General features: G+C 64.4%; 13 protein-coding genes. 7 read left to right on the top strand and 6 right to left on the bottom strand.

Features of this window, described 5'->3' with window-relative positions:
* Nucleotides 1-161: 161 nt before the first annotated feature.
* Both IEY43_RS02585 and IEY43_RS02580 read left to right on the top strand, forming a co-directional pair.
* Nucleotides 162-2,618 (top strand): ATP-dependent DNA ligase, encoded by a 2,457-nt coding sequence (locus IEY43_RS02585; RefSeq protein ID WP_188947017.1) that lies wholly within the window; start codon nucleotides 162-164, stop codon nucleotides 2,616-2,618.
* Nucleotides 2,619-2,657: 39 nt separating this feature from the next.
* Nucleotides 2,658-2,915, top strand: a complete 258-nt coding sequence (locus IEY43_RS02580; RefSeq protein ID WP_188947016.1) for a DUF4235 domain-containing protein — start codon at nucleotides 2,658-2,660, stop codon at nucleotides 2,913-2,915.
* Between the two features lie 71 nt (nucleotides 2,916-2,986).
* On the opposite strand, the gene IEY43_RS02575 is transcribed toward IEY43_RS02580, so the two are convergent.
* From IEY43_RS02575 to IEY43_RS02560, 4 genes are all read right to left on the bottom strand, one after another.
* The gene (locus tag IEY43_RS02575; RefSeq protein WP_188947015.1) at nucleotides 2,987-4,363 is read right to left on the bottom strand and encodes an NAD-dependent succinate-semialdehyde dehydrogenase; all 1,377 of its coding nucleotides are present in this window, start codon (nucleotides 4,361-4,363) and stop codon (nucleotides 2,987-2,989) included.
* Between the two features lie 159 nt (nucleotides 4,364-4,522).
* A complete protein-coding gene (locus IEY43_RS02570) occupies nucleotides 4,523-5,266 on the bottom strand; it encodes a glycosyltransferase family 2 protein (protein WP_209550341.1) in 744 nt (247 codons plus the stop codon).
* On the bottom strand, nucleotides 5,259-6,632 hold the full coding sequence (locus IEY43_RS02565; RefSeq protein WP_188947014.1) for a bifunctional PIG-L family deacetylase/class I SAM-dependent methyltransferase: 1,374 nt from the start codon (nucleotides 6,630-6,632) through the stop codon (nucleotides 5,259-5,261). The genes IEY43_RS02570 and IEY43_RS02565 overlap by 8 nt, the downstream gene beginning before the upstream one ends.
* Nucleotides 6,626-7,681, bottom strand: coding sequence for an acyl-CoA dehydrogenase family protein (locus tag IEY43_RS02560; protein ID WP_229777237.1), 1,056 nt, complete (start codon nucleotides 7,679-7,681; stop codon nucleotides 6,626-6,628). The genes IEY43_RS02565 and IEY43_RS02560 overlap by 7 nt, the downstream gene beginning before the upstream one ends.
* A gap of 224 nt (nucleotides 7,682-7,905) precedes the next feature.
* On the opposite strand from IEY43_RS02560, the gene bcp reads away from it, so the two are divergent.
* Nucleotides 7,906-8,382, top strand: coding sequence for a thioredoxin-dependent thiol peroxidase (bcp, locus tag IEY43_RS02555; protein WP_188947013.1), 477 nt, complete (start codon nucleotides 7,906-7,908; stop codon nucleotides 8,380-8,382).
* 167 nt (nucleotides 8,383-8,549) lie between these two features.
* Nucleotides 8,550-9,935 (top strand): cryptochrome/photolyase family protein, encoded by a 1,386-nt coding sequence (locus tag IEY43_RS02550; protein WP_188947012.1) that lies wholly within the window; start codon nucleotides 8,550-8,552, stop codon nucleotides 9,933-9,935.
* On the opposite strand, the gene IEY43_RS02545 is transcribed toward IEY43_RS02550, so the two are convergent.
* Nucleotides 9,932-10,588, bottom strand: coding sequence for a cyclodeaminase/cyclohydrolase family protein (locus IEY43_RS02545; RefSeq protein ID WP_188947011.1), 657 nt, complete (start codon nucleotides 10,586-10,588; stop codon nucleotides 9,932-9,934). The genes IEY43_RS02550 and IEY43_RS02545 overlap by 4 nt on opposite strands.
* Nucleotides 10,589-11,338: 750 nt before the next feature.
* On the opposite strand from IEY43_RS02545, the gene IEY43_RS02540 reads away from it, so the two are divergent.
* Both IEY43_RS02540 and IEY43_RS02535 read left to right on the top strand, forming a co-directional pair.
* On the top strand, nucleotides 11,339-11,668 hold the full coding sequence (locus IEY43_RS02540; protein WP_229777236.1) for a hypothetical protein: 330 nt from the start codon (nucleotides 11,339-11,341) through the stop codon (nucleotides 11,666-11,668).
* 663 nt (nucleotides 11,669-12,331) lie between these two features.
* Nucleotides 12,332-12,808: a pyridoxamine 5'-phosphate oxidase family protein gene (locus tag IEY43_RS02535; protein WP_188947009.1), complete on the top strand. Its 477-nt coding sequence runs from the start codon at nucleotides 12,332-12,334 to the stop codon at nucleotides 12,806-12,808.
* 150 nt (nucleotides 12,809-12,958) lie between these two features.
* Here the strand turns inward: IEY43_RS02535 and IEY43_RS02530 are convergent, their stop codons facing one another.
* On the bottom strand, nucleotides 12,959-14,542 hold the full coding sequence (locus IEY43_RS02530) for a helix-turn-helix domain-containing protein (RefSeq protein WP_229777235.1): 1,584 nt from the start codon (nucleotides 14,540-14,542) through the stop codon (nucleotides 12,959-12,961).
* Between the two features lie 168 nt (nucleotides 14,543-14,710).
* On the opposite strand from IEY43_RS02530, the gene IEY43_RS02525 reads away from it, so the two are divergent.
* Nucleotides 14,711-16,765 carry a hydantoinase/oxoprolinase family protein gene (locus IEY43_RS02525; RefSeq protein ID WP_188947008.1) on the top strand — a complete coding sequence of 685 codons (2,055 nt, stop codon included), beginning with the start codon at nucleotides 14,711-14,713 and terminating at the stop codon, nucleotides 16,763-16,765.

The raw sequence follows: 16,765 nt of genomic DNA, 5'->3' as shown, positions 1-16,765 counted from the left end.
ATCGTTGCAGCTTTGGGCATAGAGCGCACCCCAGCTTGCCAGCCCCGTTTAAGGTCATCGTTGGCAGTTAATACCCCTCAAACGCAAAGCTCCCTAGGAAAGGTAGATTCGAGGGCCGTTGGCAGGGAAAGTTGTGGTCAAAGCCTACGGAAGGGGTGGACATGGCTCGCAGGGAACAAACGGTTACCGTTGATGGCCGCACCCTGAAGGTCAGCAATTTGGACAAGGTGCTGTACCCGGAGACCGGGACGACCAAGGGCGAAATCATCGACTACCTTCAACGGGTGGCTCCGGCCCTGCTGCCGCATGCGGCGTGGCGCCCTGCCACCAGGAAGCGCTGGGTGGACGGCGTTGGGACAGCGGAGAACCCGGGCACCGTATTTTTCCGGAAAGACCTTGAAGATTCCGCGCCCAACTGGATTCCCAGAGCCCCTTTGGAACACAAAGCCCATTCCAACACGTATCCGCTGGCCAACGATGCGGCGGTGTTGGCGTGGTTCGGCCAAGTCGCAGCCTTGGAGATCCATGTTCCCCAATGGCGTTTCGACACCACTCTGGAACAACAACATCCCGACCGGCTGGTGCTGGATTTGGATCCCGGACCCGGAGCAGGCCTTGCCCACTGCGCCGAAGTGGCCTTGCTATGCCGCGAAATCCTTGAGGGCATGGATCTAGAGCCTTTCCCTGTGACTTCCGGATCCAAGGGAATCCACCTCTATGCCGGACTCGACGGTACTGCAAGCTCCAACCAAGTGACTGCGATGGCAAAGGAACTGGCGTCCTCCTTGGAGCGCAAGTATCCCCGGCTCGTTGTCGCAAATATGAAGAAAGCCCTGCGGGAAAACAAGGTATTGGTGGATTGGAGCCAGAATAGCGCCGCGAAAACTACGGTCTGCCCGTATTCGCTGCGCGGACGCCCGCATCCAATGGTGGCCGCACCTCGCACATGGAAAGAGATCGAGTCCCCTCATCTCGAGCAGCTGGACTTCCACGAGGTATTGGAACGGCTGTCCGACGGTCTTGAGCCGCTCAGTGGCCTAGCACCCTCTGCAGAGCTGGGAACGGACCGCCTCTCGGTCTACCGCTCCAAACGCGATGCGAAGCTGACGCCGGAACCTGTCCCGGAACCAGCCCGTGCCGTAAAAACCCCGCGCCCCGCGGCTTCCGGCATAACAGAATCCGTATCTTTCGTGATCCAGAAACACCATGCCCGCAGACTGCACTGGGATTTCAGGCTGGAGCATGACGGGGTTCTCGTCTCGTGGGCTGTGCCGAAAGGTCCGCCGCTGCAAAGGGGAATCCAGCGGCTGGCTGTCATGACTGAAGACCACCCCATGGATTACGGAACGTTTGAGGGAACGATTCCCAAGGGCCAGTACGGCGCCGGCGAAGTGTCGATCTGGGATGCCGGCGAATGCGTCATTGAAAAATGGCGGGACGGCAAGGAGATCATTGCGGTACTCTCCGGGCGCGAAGACGGAGGGCTCGGCGGCATTCCCCGCCGCTTCGTGCTGATCCAAGCCCGCGGTATGTCAGACCAGGACCACTGGTTGTTACAACTGACCAAGGAGCAGCCAGCCGGTGGCTCGGCGGTCCCTGCACACAGCCCTGCTGCCGGCCTTGTAGACGAGCTTCCTCAACCCATGCTGGCCAACCCCGGGGTCCCTGAGGACCTCATCGAGGGAGCCGACTGGTGTTTTGAAATGAAGTGGGACGGCTACCGGGCCTTGGCCGCGGTAAAGCATGGCAGGGTGAAGTTGGTCAGCCGCAACGGCAAGGACATGACCGAGGATTTCCCCGAGCTGCAGGAACTTGCCGTGCTGGCACCGGAGGGCTCCATTCTCGACGGCGAGATCGTCGCCCTCGAAGGTTCGGCACGGCCGAGCTTTTCACTGCTGCAACAGCGGGTGTCGCACCGCCGCAAGAAACGCCCGCGGCAGGCGCAGGCCATCAACCTCAATTTCATGCTTTTTGATGCTCTTCAGCTTCCCTATGGCAAGGACGGAAAACTCAGGAACCTGATTCCCGAGCCGTACGTCGAGCGCCGCAAATACCTGGAAGATGCCGTCACGGAAGGACAGTACGTCAAAATACCACCTCCCCATACCGGCCCCACGCTCAAAGAAGCGCTGAAAACAAGCCTTGAGCTGGGCTTGGAAGGCGTCGTGGCCAAGGAATGCACCGGCGACTATGAACCAGGCCGGCGCAGCGGCAGCTGGATCAAGATCAAGCACGTGCTGGATCAAGAAGCCGTGGTCGTTGGCTGGAGCAAGGGGCAGGGTAGCCGCGCAGCGAGCGTCGGTTCGCTGCTGCTGGCCGTCCCGGTCGGCGACGGCTTGGAGTTCATCGGCCGGGTCGGAACGGGATTCTCGGATCTGCAGCTGGGGGAAGTCCGGGAGCGTATGGAGAAGGCCGAGCGCAAAACCCCGCCGGTTAAGCACATTCCGGCCCAGTTCCAGCGAAATGCCCGCTGGGTCACCCCCAAGTACGTGGCAGAGGTCCGCTACAGCGAACTGACGCAAGACGGGCGGCTCAGGCATCCGGTCTGGCGCGGCTGGCGCGAGGACAAGGACCCCGCCGAGGTGCGCTGGGAAGGACCTGGCGCGCCATTCAAATAATCGTCACAAGCAATGCATGACAACGAAAGGTAAAAAATTATGAACATCCTGGTCAAGCTCTTCGGTACGGCAGTTTCCCTGGCCGCCGGCTGGGTCGGCACCAAGTTGGTGAGCACCATCTGGAAAAAGGCCACCGGGGATCTTCCTCCGACTCTGGCCAACCCCGAGCAGCAGCAGCAGGAAAAGCTGGGCAAGGTGCTCACCTTTGCCGTGGTCTCCGGCGCCAGCGCCGCAGTGATCCAGGCCGTGACCAAACGCTGGACGCGGGGGCTGGAGGACAAGGTTCGGCGGCATTAGCGTACGGGTAAAAGACGGTGGCGTTTCCGGTCCGGAAACGCCACCGTCTTCATGAATGGACGAAAATCGGGCTACCGGTTGGAAACCTTCACCAGCTTGCGGTTGATGAATTCCTCCATCCCGTACTTGCCCAGCTCGCGTCCGATCCCCGAACGTTTGACGCCGCCAAACGGCAGCTCGGCGGCCGACCCCGACGGTTCATTGATGGACACCATGCCGGCTTGCAGCTGCGCGGCAATGCGGTGGGCGCGTTCCAGGTCCCGGGTGTGCACCGAGGCGCCTAGGCCGTAGTCGCTGTTGTTGGCCAAGGCAATCGCTTCCTCTTCGCCGTCCACCTTGTAGAGCACCGCAACCGGGCCGAAGAGTTCTTCGGAAAAGGCACGCATCTGAGGTGTGACATCTGCCAGGATGGTCGGCTCGAAGTAGGCGCCGCCGCCGGCCACCGGCTTGCCGCCGGCCAGCACCGTCGCTCCCTTGGCAATGGCGTCATCGACCTGGGACGCCAGCCCGGACTGCGCTGCCGCCGAGGACAAGGGACCCAGGAAGGTGTCCTTCTGCGTCGGGTCCCCCGGCTTGATGCCGGCGACCTGCTCGGTCAGCGCCTGGGCAAACTGGTCGTAGACCGAGGAATCGACAATGAACCGCTTGGCCGCGTTGCAGGCCTGGCCGGTGTTGCCGAAGCGGGCCCGCAGGCCCAGCTTGGCGGTGCGCGCGATGTCGGCATCCGGAAGCACGATGAAAGGATCCGAACCGCCGAGTTCCAGCACAACCTTCTTCAGGTTGCGGCCGGCGATTTCCGCCACGGCGGAGCCCGCGCGTTCCGAGCCGGTCAGCGAGACACCCTGCACGCGGCGGTCGGCAATGACGTCTGCAACCTGGTCATTCGTGGCGAAGATGTTGACGTACAGGCCTTGGGCGGCGCCGGCGTCCTTGAAGAGCTGCTCCATGGCGAGGGCAGACTCCGGGCATTGCGGAGCGTGCTTGAGCAGGATGGTGTTGCCGATCATCAGGTTGGGAGCCGCGAGCCGGGCCACCTGGTAGTACGGGAAGTTCCATGGCATGATGCCCAGCAGCACACCGACCGCTTCCTTGCGGACCACGGCGGTGCCGCCGCTGGCGACCTCCAGTTCCTCGTCTTCCAGGAATTTCGGGCCGTTCTTGGCGTAGTAGCGGTAGATGGAAACGACCAGCCCGATTTCGCCCAGGGACTGGCTGACGGGCTTGCCCATTTCACGGGTGATGATGTCGGCCAGCTCCGCGGCGCGCTCCTCGTAGAGGTCCGCGACCTTTTCCAGCAGCGCCACACGCTGTTCCACCGCGGACCGCGACCAGTGCGCATAGGCCGCATCCGCGGCGGCCAGCGCTTCCTGGATCTGCCCGTCGGTGGCGGTGGGGTAGGTTGCCTCGACAACTCCGGTCGCCGGGTTGGTCACTGCATACTGGCTCATGATGCTCCTTGCTGACGTTGGCTGCGCTCGGATTCCCGAGCCGTGCTCCCCCACCAGCGTTCCATGTTCAGCCACGAAGAGACAGAGTTTCGGGCGAATCGGAGGTCGTGTTCGCAACCAATGAAATCCCGTCTGTGCCGCAGCCGGCGCGGCTGGCGCTCAGCGGGCTGCCGGCGCAGTTGCCCCTTCGCCGGCGAGCGCGGAAAGATAGTCTGCGAAGCCGGAGCTCAATCGGCCTTCCAAGCGCCCCGAGGTCAGTGCGTGCAATCGATCGGTAGCTTCCACCCGGTATCCGGCGTGGCGGGTTCTGTCGACAAGATCGACGTCCTCGTGCGCGGCCAATGCCTTGAATCCTCCAACCCGGAGGTAGGCCTCGGCGCAGATCCCGAGGTTGGCACCGTGGATGTGCGGGTGGTGGGGCGCCAGCAGGTACCGCTGGCGCCAGCGCCGGTACAGCTGCGCAGGCAGTTCGGTGCGGTCGGGTTCCACCGTGCCCGTCACGGCATCCGCCCCCGCACGGTAGGCCGCGGCGAATTCCTCCAGCCATTGTTCCGGCACCCTGGTATCCGCGTCGGTGCAGGCGATCCAGGTGGTGGCGGGAGAACAGGAAGCGGGCAGCTGCGCGAGCCCCTGCGCAACCCCGAACGCGCGGCTTCGGCCGACATTGCCGAACGGCACCTGGAGCACTGAATAGCCCGGGTGCTCGGCGCTGAAGCCGTTGGCCAGCTGGGCGGTCCGGTCGGTGCAGGCATCGAGCACCACCATGACGTGCACGGTGATCTCGGGATGGGAGGCGTGCAGGCTCGCCTTGGAGCGCTCCACGGCGTGCAGGCAGCCGAGCAGGTATTCCTCCTCGTCGTGGGCGGGGATCACGACCAGCATGCCCCGCAGTTTCCTATCCATGGGTCGTTCCGGGCTTGCCCAGGATTTCCAGCAGGAAGTCCCGCTCTTCGTGCATGACCGCGCGTTCCCACGGGCGGCGGTGCGCAATCCGGTGCACGGTGCGGCCGTCCAGGGGCCATCCTTCAATGGGGTGGAGCCAATGGCACAGCAGCAGTTCGCCGCCGGGGGCCAGTGCGGCGGCGCACAGGCCCAGCAATTCCTCAAGTTCGTCGGCGGCCAGGAAGTAGCCGATTTCGCTGATCACCACCAGGTCCACCGTGCCCTGGCCGAGCTGCGGCCATTGTCCCGGCAGCAGGAGCTGTTCCAGCCGCACATGCTCGAAGCGCGCGGTTTCCCGTGCGGCTTGCTCCAGCGCGGTCCGGCTTGAGTCGATGGCCAGCAGGGAGTCGCAGCGCTCGGCCAGTGCCGCGGTCTGGATGCCGATGGAGCATCCCAGTTCCAGCACCGTGCCATAGCGTTCCCGGGTGAGCGAGCTGAGCAGGATCCGGCGTTTGCGCTCCTCGTATCCGCTGTCCCGGTAATTCCACGGATCGGGGCGTTCGAGGTAGAGATCCTCGAAGACCGCGGCGGACATCGCGGTGTCCTTCTCCCCCGGGCGGGTCAGCCGGAAGACTTCCTGCGGTTGCAGGAAGAGCTCCATGACTTCCGCGCTGAGCATCGCCTCGTCGCCGGGTTTTTCGGAGAGCGGCTGCGTCTGCGAGCGGTGTTCAGACAGGGCCGTGCGTTTGGCGTCCAGAGAGGCTTCGTCCAGTTCCAGCTTGTTCCAATGCCACCAGCGTCCGTCTTCGAGCGGTGATGCCCAATGCCAGTACCAAATGGGGAATTCCAGGTGGAAGAGCGAGAGCTGGTGGGCGATGCCCGCGGCAATGAGCCCGAGGACGTCGTGGTCCCCGTGGGCATCGCCGCGGTAAGTGCTGGCCAGCACGCACCGCGACCGGCGGGCACGTTCGAGCAGGAGCTCGCGCAGTTCTTCCCGATGCTCGGCCAATCGGCCGTCCGGCAAATGCAGCCGGTCCACCGTGATCTCGGCAGCGGTTCCGGCGTTCCGGTGCAGCTGCCGCATGGCCTGGTCGACTTCTTCCTCGCGCAGGCGGGCGAGCTGCGCGGGAGCATGGGTTGGCGAGTCCGGGTGCGATGCTTCCCCATCGGTGCACAGAACCACGTCGACCGGGATATTGCGCCGCAGCGCCTCCAGCATGATTCCCGCGGCGCCGAGCGTCTCGTCATCGGGGTGGGCGGCAAGCACCAGCAGCCGTTGCGCGGAGCCGAACAGCTGGTCCAGCGGCAGGGGTTCCAAATCCCCGATGCCGCAGTCACGCCAGGTACGGGCGGAAGTCCCCTGCTGGCGATGGCTGAAAGTCACCATGGTGCGTACTCCTTGCTGTGGTTCTCCAGGATCATGCGGCCAAGTGCCGCATCATCGCGGGCCGCGTGGTGCTGGCGGATGTAGATCGACAGGTCGGCCACCCGGCGCGCGTGCTCGTCATCCATGGCCAGCGGGCCGGGACCGGTGGCGTGCCCGCTGAGTTGGATCAGGCGATCGCAAATCCGGGCGATTTCTCCCCGGGTTTGCGCGGCCTCGCGCGGCCCCAGTTCCTCCCGATCCGATAGCCCCGCCGCCCAGCCGAGCAGGCTGGCGCCGGAGGCCAGCAAACGGTCGGCCTCCCCCAGCCAGGCTAGGGCCAGCTGGTCCGGCTCCCGCCTGCGCGCCGAGGCGAGCAGATGGCGGAACAGCCCGACCGCGCCCCCGAACCAGCAGGCGGCCACGCCGACTCCTCCCACGGCGAAGCCGGGGCGTTCCAGGTACCAGCCGGCGTCTCCGACGGGTTGGGCTGGCGTCTGCTGGCAGTGCAGCGGCCCGCTGGGCACCTGGCTCAAGCCCCGGCTGGCCCACTCGGCGTCGACGACTTCAGCGCTCGGATGCCCCAGCTCGATCATGAACAACCGCCGCCCCTGCTCCGTGTGGGCGCTGATCAAGGCATGGGTCAGCTGCCCGGCCAGGGAGCACCACGGCTTGGTCCCCGTCAAGCTCCACTGCCCCGCGACCTGGCTGGCTTCCATCCGCGTTCCGGGGCCCTCCGCGGCGAAAACACCCCAGGTCGAGGCCGCAGGCCAGGGCATGGAGGCCTGCTGCAAAATGGCGGCGGCGTCGAAGTGCGGTTCAAGGGTGCGCGCCGCCACCAGGTCCACCGCGGCAATCGAGGCGAAGAATTCCCACAGTTGCTTTGTTGCCCCGGCACCTGGAACCGGCAGTGCTTCTTCGGCCTGTTCCAAGGCACGGAGGATCGGGCCGGGATGCCCCTGGCATTCGGCGGCCGCGCGCAGGAGGCGGGATGCATCTGGCCAGTCCCCTCCATCTGGTGCCTGGTCCGAGTCGATCCCGCTCTGGGGGAAAACGACCAGCGACGGTTCCATAGCTGCTCCTCTCCGTCTTTGCCGATCAGTGTAGGCGAGCTTCATGCGATCTCTGGTCAACCTGAAAATTTCCGCAATGCCGAACCCTGTCGTGAAGTCCGCGCCGCGCCCTTCCCCGCTTCTGTCGAGCACGAAACAATGAAATTCTTCCGGACTTCCGCTAGCGGGAGCAGAAGGAGGTGCATAGAATGAAAAGAAATTACCGCAATACGAAAGTAGAGATCATGACTGAGCACTCCACTGCCTTGACCGCGGGCCAGAAGGCCCCCGATTTCTCCCTGCGCAACGCTGATTCCGAGATCGTTTCGCTGTCCGACTACGCCGGCAAGAATGTCATTGTCTACTTCTATCCGAAGGCGGCGACCCCCGGCTGCACCACCGAAGCCTGCGATTTCCGCGACAACCTCAATTCCCTGCGCTCGGCAGGCTACTCGGTCCTGGGCATTTCACCGGATGAACCGGAGGCCATCAGCCAGTTCGCCTCAGACGAGTCGCTGAACTTCCCGCTGCTCTCGGATCCGGACCATGCCGTCGCCAAGGCCTATGGATCCTTCGGCGAGAAAACCTTCGGTGACAAGATCTTCGTGGGCACCTTGCGTTCGACGGTCGTCGTGGATCCAGAGGGCCGGATCAGCCATGCGGAGTACGGCGTGGACGCCAAGGGCCATGTGGCCCGCCTGCGTGACAAGCTGGGCGCTTAAGCCACGCGCGGCCGAAGCGCGGGGGAACTGCCCGGCGATGGCGCGGGGATGGGGGCCCCGCGCCATTGCGGTGCGCACCAACGGTTCCGCCTGCGCATGCCCAAGGAATATCGCAGCTCAGCTAAAATTTAGCTAAGCTAACATTATTTCCACTGCAAAGGACCCGCATGCCACGCACCACCGATTCGCCTCAGCTGGTCTGGTTCCGCGATGACTTGCGCACCGCAGATCACCCAGCACTGACGGCCGCGCTGTCGGCAGGCCCGACCATTGCCGTCTACATTTTCGACGAGCAGTCCCCGGGTCTTCGAGCCGTCGGTGGTGCCGCACGATGGTGGCTTCACCATGCATTGCTCGACCTCCACGAGTCGCTCTCGCAACTGGGAGTTCCGCTGATCCTGCGCAGCGGGCCGGGCTCTGCAACGGTGGCCGCCGTGGCCGAACAAAGCAACGCCCGGGGCATCCACTGGATGCGGCGCTATGGCGAAGCCGAACGGGAAGTCGACACACTGGCCAAGCAGCAGCTGCAGGGCGCGGGGCGCGAAGCGCACAGCTATGCCGGCGCATTGCTGCACGAGCCGTGGCAGCTGCAAACCCAAGAGGGCAATTCCTACAAGGTCTTCACCCCTTTTTACAACAAGCTGCGCGACCTCGAGCTGCGCCCGGTCTTGCCGGCCCCCGAAGCGCAGGATGTCGTGCGCTGCGACTTGGACAGCGAGGACCTGGAAAGCTGGCACCTGTTGCCCACCTCGCCGGACTGGTCAGGTGGTTTGGCGCAGCGGTGGACGCCCGGAGAAACCGAAGCGCAGGCACGGCTCCAAGAGGTGGTGGAATCCATCGCCGCGGGCTACCCGGAGCATCACGACCGGCCTGATCTGGACGGAACCAGCGCCTTGTCCCCCGCCCTGCGCTGGGGGCACCTGAGTCCCCATCAGGTCTGGGAAGCCCTGGGCCGGCATGCTGCTTCATCCCCGGGCGCGTCAGAGGGTGCCGCCGCGGTACAACGCCAGCTGGCCTGGCGGGATTTTTGCTGGCACCTGCTGTACCACCATCCTTCTCTGCCCATCAAGAACCTGCGCGCCGAATTCGATGGGTTCGACTGGTCGTGGCCGGAGCAAGACCAACAAACTGCGGCGCATGTTCGTGCGTGGCAACGCGGCGAAACCGGTTTCCGCCTAGTGGACGCAGGCATGCAGCAACTGTGGCAGACCGGATGGATGCACAACCGCGTGCGCATGGTGACAGCCAGCCTTTTGGTCAAGAACCTCGGGGTGCACTGGAGCGTGGGAGAGCAATGGTTCTGGGACACCTTGGTGGACGCCGACCTGGCCAGCAACAGCGCCAATTGGCAATGGGTTGCCGGCAGCGGGGCGGATGCAGCGCCGTATTTCCGCGTCTTCAACCCGGAACTGCAGGCCAAGAAATTCGATCCGCAGGGGTCCTATGCGGCGCGGTTCGCTCCGGTGGCTCATGAACCCATCGTCGACCTGAAAGAGTCTCGCACCCAGGCGCTGGAATCCTACGACCACATGAAGGCCCGCCAGAAAGGCTAGTCGCCTGAGAGCCTGTTGACGATCCGCGTGTCGATTTCGGCGGACAGTGCGTCGATCCGACGCAGGGAACTATCGAAACGCTCAATGGCCTCGAGAAGGTCCGCACTTTCATCCGCGCCCTGCGCTGCGGTCCGATGCGCCCGCACGATCGACAGATCATAGCGGACGTTGGCGCGGGTACCTGAGACCGCAGCCCGCAATGCCCCGAGAGCGACAACAATGTCAGCAACCAGCGCCGGGTTTCCATGTTCCGCAAGCCATTGGAGATCGGGAATCACCTCCGCCGCCTTCTCGCCTATGGCGGCAGAGGACTCGGCGGCGGTGAGCGCCGCCTCGCGGATCGCCGCCGACCGAGCAGGTCCCTGCGGAGTGCTGAAGGCTTCCCCGAATGCTTTCGAACAGGCTGCGTCCTCATCAGCCAGGCGCAACGACTGCCCGCGGAGAACTTCCGCGCGCAGTTTGATCCGCTCTGTTTCGCCACCGGAGTCAGCGCTTTCGCTGTAGCCCGCCACCATGGAGGTCAGTGCAGCCGCCATGGACAGCATGACGCCGCTTCCCGCCCCGCCGCCGGGCCGCCCAGTGGCCTGCGCAAGCTTCTGCGTCCACTGCGCGACTGTCAGGCGATCCGTGGATACGTACTCTTGATTTTCCATGCCACCAGTGTGCGCACAATCCCCTGACGTAAGCCGCACCCTGAACGAAGGCTGGGTTCCGGTCAGGCAGTGATTCGATCTGCTGGTCGGGAAGGATGCAGGTGCCGGCGGACCATTCACGCCCCTAGATGGGAAATCTGGAGAACTACGGCAGCCCAATCCGCTGCCAGTACCGATCACGACCAAGAATCTGGCATCCACCCGGCTCCTCCCGGAAACCCTACACGCTTGCCCCGCTGGGAAGACATGGACTCGAGCTGGCGTGACTCAGGCAACACCGAATCTCACAATATCCCGGGAGGCCTTGCCAAAGTCCTAAGGATTCAATATCAAGCGTGGAAAGGTGATCATGAAATTGAATTCACCGAAATGACTAGGGGATTTTCAACTGCTAACCGAAATCACAGGTCCCCGGAAACAGCAAATCAGCGGCGCAGTTTTTGGGCGGCTACCAGCGAATCCGAATTTTTCCTCAGGTTCCGAGACAACCCGCTCCAAATAGGTTAGAACTTTCATGTGACTTAAATGCAGTGAATTCGAGGTGTAGTGGGCTGGGCCCAACTATGGACTCATGTTGAGACTGCATTGTGTTCCAAGGAGTACGGGATCACCCCGACGTGTACGAACAAGGTGGAGGTAAAACAGATGCCAGGACGTATTGTCAGGACGAAAACGGCCGAGCGGGTCTCGGAACTTCTCGGATCTCGCGAGGGCCGCAAGCACTTGTCAGAGTATGGATGGGTGCAAGGCATGCCCATTGTCATGACGGTGTCGACTGAATCCGTCAACGACGTGATGGGGCTGGTGAGTATGCATGGCCGGTCGGTCCTTGTCGCCATGATCGAACCCGTGACGGACGAGCTGAAGTTCCTCTATGTCGCCATGCCTAACCCGGCCCTTGAAACCGTCGCCTGCGAGAAGGACTCTGAGCTGATTTCGAGCCTCTTCCAGCGCGCGGAACTGAACGGTCTGGTGACTTTCCGATCGAAGTACTGGGAGTCCAGCACAGTAACGCACCCAATTCCCGCGTTCAGCGGGGCTCCCGTGGCACAGGGCTACGCTCAGCGATTCGGCAACTAAAGATGCTTCCGCGCGGGATGTTCCCGGTGTTTGGTTGCTGGGCAGAAGCCAGTATTCGGCAGCTCAGCCATGCCGGCACCTGGGAACATGCCGACGCGGCCCTGATCGGAAGAACAGGGCCGCCGCGGATCCCCGTTTCAATGAAGCCCCAACCACGTGTCGGCTTAGCGCGTTTCGTCCCCGCTGCCGAGGTGCTGGACCATGACGATCAGCTCTTGGACTTCGTTAACGCGGCCGCCCCAATAAGGTGCGCCTAGCCCGAACCCGTTGGCCGCTTCCTCGGCCAACCTCTGGAGATAATTCCGATGGCTCTCCAAGGCGCTGAGAAGATCATCGAATTGGTCGTCGGAGAGAGACAGATGCAGATCTTTACGGTGTCGGGGGTTCATCACGAGGTCCTGTAAGTTCAGCGGTTGGTCATGGGTTCGACCTTACGCCGATGCGCTCCGGCGCAAGTCGGTTGCCAGGGTTTTAATCGAAAGCCACGAAATGCACCGTGCGGGCGCCGGCAAGAAACTTCAGAAACCATTGCTGGCCACGACCAATCTTCTTCCTACAGGAGGGAAAACAGGTCGAAAGCACGGGACGCAACGAATCGCGATCTACCCGGCATCGCGAGCCCGTCACCAAAACTTCCACTCAACAATTTTCTTGGAGGGATATATGAGCACCAACAACGTAGCCAAAGTCGTCAAGATCATCGAGGACATCAAAGTGGGTATGCTGACCACCCGGTCGGGCCAGAACCTGCTCAGCCGGCCCTTAACCGCGGTGCAGGTCACCGACGACGGCGACCTGTGGTTCTTCATCGCCACCGAATCCGAGATCGCCCAGGAAGTCGCGAAGGACGAGAACATCAATGTCTCCTTCTCCGACAAGACAAGTTGGGTCTCGGTGCGCGGCACCGCAGAGGTCGTGCGGGATGTCGGCAAGAAGGAAGAACTGTGGAACCCCGCGGTGGAGGCCTTTGCCCGGGGCGGCGCCAAGTCGCCCAGCGTCGCGCTGCTTCATGTAAGTTCTGAATCGGCTGAGTACTGGGAGAACCCTGGCGGGCCGGTCAGCTTGGCGGCCAGCTGGGTAAAGCACAAACTGACCGGGGAACAGGCCCATCCAGGCAAGTCAGGGGTGGTTGACCTCTAACCTTGGCGGGTTCCACCTTCAGGGTGAGGTACCTGTCCACCTCGCAGATCCAGCGGTCCGGGTCATTCACCCGGGCCGCTGCCCCGTGCAGCATGTCCCGCGGATCGCTTCCCCGGGGCACCTCGCCATAGCTACCGAGCACGGCCCGTTTCAGTTGGAGCCAGTGCGCTGGCGATTGCGGATATCGATGATCCGCCGTTCGTAGGACAAATACAGGCCGGCCACAAGTCGCGCTTCGGCCATGTTTCCGCCCAGGAGCTCGGCGGCCTTCTTGATCCGATAGCGTACGGTGTTCTGGTGGACGAACAGCTGGCTCGCGGTCCTGGAAATATCCTGGTCCAGCGCCAGGTAGGCAACGAGCGTGTCCTCCAGCTCCGGCTCTTCGCGCAGCGGCGCAATGAAGCGCACCAGCCGCTGCCGGTCCAGCGGGCTGTCGATGCGCGCGAGCATCCAAGTGGCCGGGTCCAGGTCATCAGCCCGCAGCAGCAGTCCTTCGCCTCCCGGCTGGTGCTCGGTGTCGCGCAGCGCCACCTTCGCCGCCAGCTCCGCCCCGCGCAGCAGCTCCGGGATCCGCGACAGCGAGCCCGAGGCCTCGCCCAGCCCTACGGCAAGGTTCTCGCACTGCTCCCCAAGCCAGGCGATGCACTGGCGGGTGTCAGGGATCAGCGCGTTGAAACCCGCGCGGATGTCGTTGCTACGCCCGTTCTCCGCGAACAGCAGCGGTACCCCGGCGCGCTGGGCCGAGGCGAGAATCATGTCCACGCGTCGCGGACCCAGGCTGCCGTCATGCAGCACCACGGCCGCGACGCTGCGCACCGGCTGGTAGGCCTCGAAGCCGAAGGGCTTGACCAGCTCCCAGTAGCGCAGTTCCCGGGAGACCTCGATGCCGTCCTGCAGGCTGGTGAGCAGCTGCGAATTCTCATGCCGGCGACGCGAGGCGTCAAGGTGCTGCAGGCCCTTGATGGCGCCGAGCATCTTCTGCGTGGTGTCCAGCAGCACGTCCCCCACCTCTGCGAGCACCTGCTCGTTGCGGCTGGCGATGGCCAGGTGGTAGCCGCGCCCGCGCATCACGATGGTGCGGTACATGACCTGCCAGCGCCCGATGGCGATCTTCTCGTAGTGCACCCCGTGGTTCGTGATCGCCTGCAGCACCAGATGCACCGGCCCGTCCCCGCTGGATTCCACCAGCTTGCCGGTGTCCTCGTAGAGCATCGCCGCGCCGCGGCAATTGGCGGCCACCCGCTGGATCAGCGAGGCGATGGGCTGGTCCGAGGCGATGGAATCCAGCAGGTCGTTGGTCAGCCACATGGCCCGCTTCATGCCGTAGTCCTCGGCCACCGGCCCCAGCGCATTCACGTACTTTTCCACGTGGGTGAAGGGCACGTCCCGGGCCACCGTGAGCAGGTTGACCTCCGCGTCCCGGCAGGCCTCGACGAGCTCCTGCGGCACCTGCTCGAAGTAGATCCCCAGCCCGAAGCACAGCGCGGAGACCCGCGCCCGGCGCACCGCCGCGGCCAGATCCGCGACCACCTGGTCGCGGCCCTGCTCGGCCTCCAGGCGCAGTCCGGTGGTGAGCATGATGTTCCCCGGATCAAACCAGCGCCCCGGCTCGTGGATCTCGCTGGTGTGCGCGCCGCTGACCTCGATCTCGGGATGCGGGAGCACCACCGCTTGCAGCCCCAGCGACCTGACATCCAGCAATTCCTGCACCGTCAGGGGTTCGCGCTCGCCCACCGCACCAACTTTCTCGTCGTTCAGACTCTTCGGATTCCCGGCGCTCCGGGGCTGTTGTAGAAATTACAATCTACGCGTGCCGAGCTTTGAATTCCACCAATGACAGAGATGCGCGTCACACCCCACAGTGGATAGCACACGTTCCAAGCGTCACCCAGAGGAGAGATCATGGCCAACCTAAGAGTCGCCGTAGATGTTGGAGGAACCTTCACCGACGTCTGCATCTTTGATGATGAAACCCAGAGCATGCGCGTCACCAAGGTTCCCTCCACCCCGCATGATCCGATGGAAGCGGTGATGAGCGGCGTGCGCCGCGCCGAGGTCAACCTGGCCGACGTCTCGCTGTTCTCGCACGGCACCACGGTCGCCACCAACGCGCTGATCACCCGCCGCTTCCCGAAGGCCGCCATGGTCACCACCCGCGGCTTCCGCGACGCCATTGAAATCGGCGACGGCACCAAGGACGACCTGTGGGACGCCTACCACGACGTCACCGGCCCGTACATCCGCCGCCGCGACCGCTTCGAGATCACCGAGCGCACCGACTACGCCGGCAACGTCCTGACCGAACTGGATGAAACCGAGGCCCGCCAGCTGGCCGCCCTGCTGCGCAAGCGCGGGGTCACCACCGTGGCGGTCTGCTTCCTGAACTCCTACGCCAACCCGGCCAACGAAATCCGCATGCGCGAGATCCTCGAAGAGGAGCTGCCGGACACCGCGGTCTCCGCCTCCGCGGAGATCCTCCCGGAGATCTTCGAGCACGACCGCTTCAACACCACCGTCTCCAACGCCGTGCTGGCCCCGCTGGTCACCGGCTACGTGGACCGCCTGGCCACCGAGCTGAAGGCCGGCGGCTACCAGGGCGACCTGCTGCTGCTACACTCCGGCGGCGGCTCCATGACCCCGCGCATGGTCAAGCGCTACCCGGTCCGCCTGGCGGCCTCCGGCATCGCGGCCGGCGCCATCGCCGCCAAGCACGTCGCGGCCCAGTGCGGCTTCGAGAACGCGGTGGGCTTGGACATGGGCGGCACCTCCACCGACATCTGCCTGGTCTCCGGCGGCGAGCTGCGCATCACCAAGGAATGGCAGGTCGAATACGGCCACCCGATCGTTTTCCCGTCCATCGAGGTGCTGACCATCGGCGCCGGCGGCGGCTCGCTGGCCCACCTGGACATCGCAGGCTCGCTGCGCAACGGCCCGCAGTCCGCGGGCGCCGCCCCGGGCCCGGCCTGCTACAACACCGGCGGAGACCAGCCGACCAACTGCGACGCCAACGTGGCGATGAACCGCCTGGGCACCACCTTGGCCGGCGGCGCCCGCGAGCTGGACCGCTCGCTGTCGCTGGAAGCCATCGACCGGGTCATCGGCAAGCCGCTGGAGATGAGCACCGCGCAGGCCGCGCACGCCATCGTCCAGGTCGCCAACGCCAACATGGCCGACGCGGTCCGCCTGGTCTCCATCCGCCGCGGCTACGACCCGCGCGACTTCGCCCTGATCGCCTTCGGCGGCGCCGGCGCGCTGCACGGCGCGGAGGTGGCCCGCGAGCTGTCCATCCCGACCGTTGTGGTCCCGGCCAACCCGGGTGTCACCTCGGCGCTGGGCTGCCTGCTGGTGGACATCCGCCACGACCTGTCGCTGATGTTCAACGCCCCGGCCAACCAGGTCGACCCGAAGGACGTGGAAGCCGAATTCGCCGCCCTGGAGAAGGAAGCCTCCGCCCGACTGCGCCACGAGGGCGTGGCGGACGAGGACGCCCTGCTGCAGCGCGAGATCTCCATGCGCTACGCCGGCCAGTGGCGTTCGCTCGCGGTGCCGATGGGCCAGGGCCCCGGCGCCCTGGCGCAGGCCGTGGAAACCTTCCACCAGCAGCATGAGAAGGAATTCGCCTTCAGCCAGGAAGACCAGCCGGTGGAGATCTACCAGCTGGGCCTGAGCGCCATCGGCAAGACCCCCAAGCCGGGCTTCGTGCCGGCCACCGAGCTGAACGCAGATCCGGGCGCACCGGCCTCGCGCCGCGAAGTGTACTTCGGCGCCGAGGGCTGGGTGGATACCCCTGTCTACGAGCGCAGCCTGCTTCCCGCCGGCGCCACCTTCCTGGGCCCGGCCATCATCGACCAGCTCGACTCCACCACCGTGGTTCCACCGAACACCACCGCGGAAATCGACGGCTGGGGCAACATCCGCATCCACCTGCACAACCTAGAAAATTCTTCGGAGGGTTAA

This window comes from Glutamicibacter protophormiae, from assembly GCF_014647495.1.
In the GTDB taxonomy this organism is placed as follows: Bacteria; Actinomycetota; Actinomycetes; order Actinomycetales; family Micrococcaceae; genus Glutamicibacter; species Glutamicibacter protophormiae.
Note: the sequence above shows the minus strand (reverse complement) of the source record. Positions and strands in the feature narration are given on the sequence as shown.

Coding starts and splice junctions, on each gene's coding strand:
- IEY43_RS02585 (WP_188947017.1), top strand. CDS start 162: ATGGCTCGCAGGGAACAAACGGTTACCGTTGATGGCCGCACCCTGAAG.
- IEY43_RS02580 (WP_188947016.1), top strand. CDS start 2,658: ATGAACATCCTGGTCAAGCTCTTCGGTACGGCAGTTTCCCTGGCCGCC.
- IEY43_RS02575 (WP_188947015.1), bottom strand. CDS start 4,363: ATGAGCCAGTATGCAGTGACCAACCCGGCGACCGGAGTTGTCGAGGCA.
- IEY43_RS02570 (WP_209550341.1), bottom strand. CDS start 5,266: ATGGATAGGAAACTGCGGGGCATGCTGGTCGTGATCCCCGCCCACGAC.
- IEY43_RS02565 (WP_188947014.1), bottom strand. CDS start 6,632: ATGGTGACTTTCAGCCATCGCCAGCAGGGGACTTCCGCCCGTACCTGG.
- IEY43_RS02560 (WP_229777237.1), bottom strand. CDS start 7,681: ATGGAACCGTCGCTGGTCGTTTTCCCCCAGAGCGGGATCGACTCGGAC.
- bcp (WP_188947013.1), top strand. CDS start 7,906: ATGACTGAGCACTCCACTGCCTTGACCGCGGGCCAGAAGGCCCCCGAT.
- IEY43_RS02550 (WP_188947012.1), top strand. CDS start 8,550: ATGCCACGCACCACCGATTCGCCTCAGCTGGTCTGGTTCCGCGATGAC.
- IEY43_RS02545 (WP_188947011.1), bottom strand. CDS start 10,588: ATGGAAAATCAAGAGTACGTATCCACGGATCGCCTGACAGTCGCGCAG.
- IEY43_RS02540 (WP_229777236.1), top strand. CDS start 11,339: ATGCCCATTGTCATGACGGTGTCGACTGAATCCGTCAACGACGTGATG.
- IEY43_RS02535 (WP_188947009.1), top strand. CDS start 12,332: ATGAGCACCAACAACGTAGCCAAAGTCGTCAAGATCATCGAGGACATC.
- IEY43_RS02525 (WP_188947008.1), top strand. CDS start 14,711: ATGGCCAACCTAAGAGTCGCCGTAGATGTTGGAGGAACCTTCACCGAC.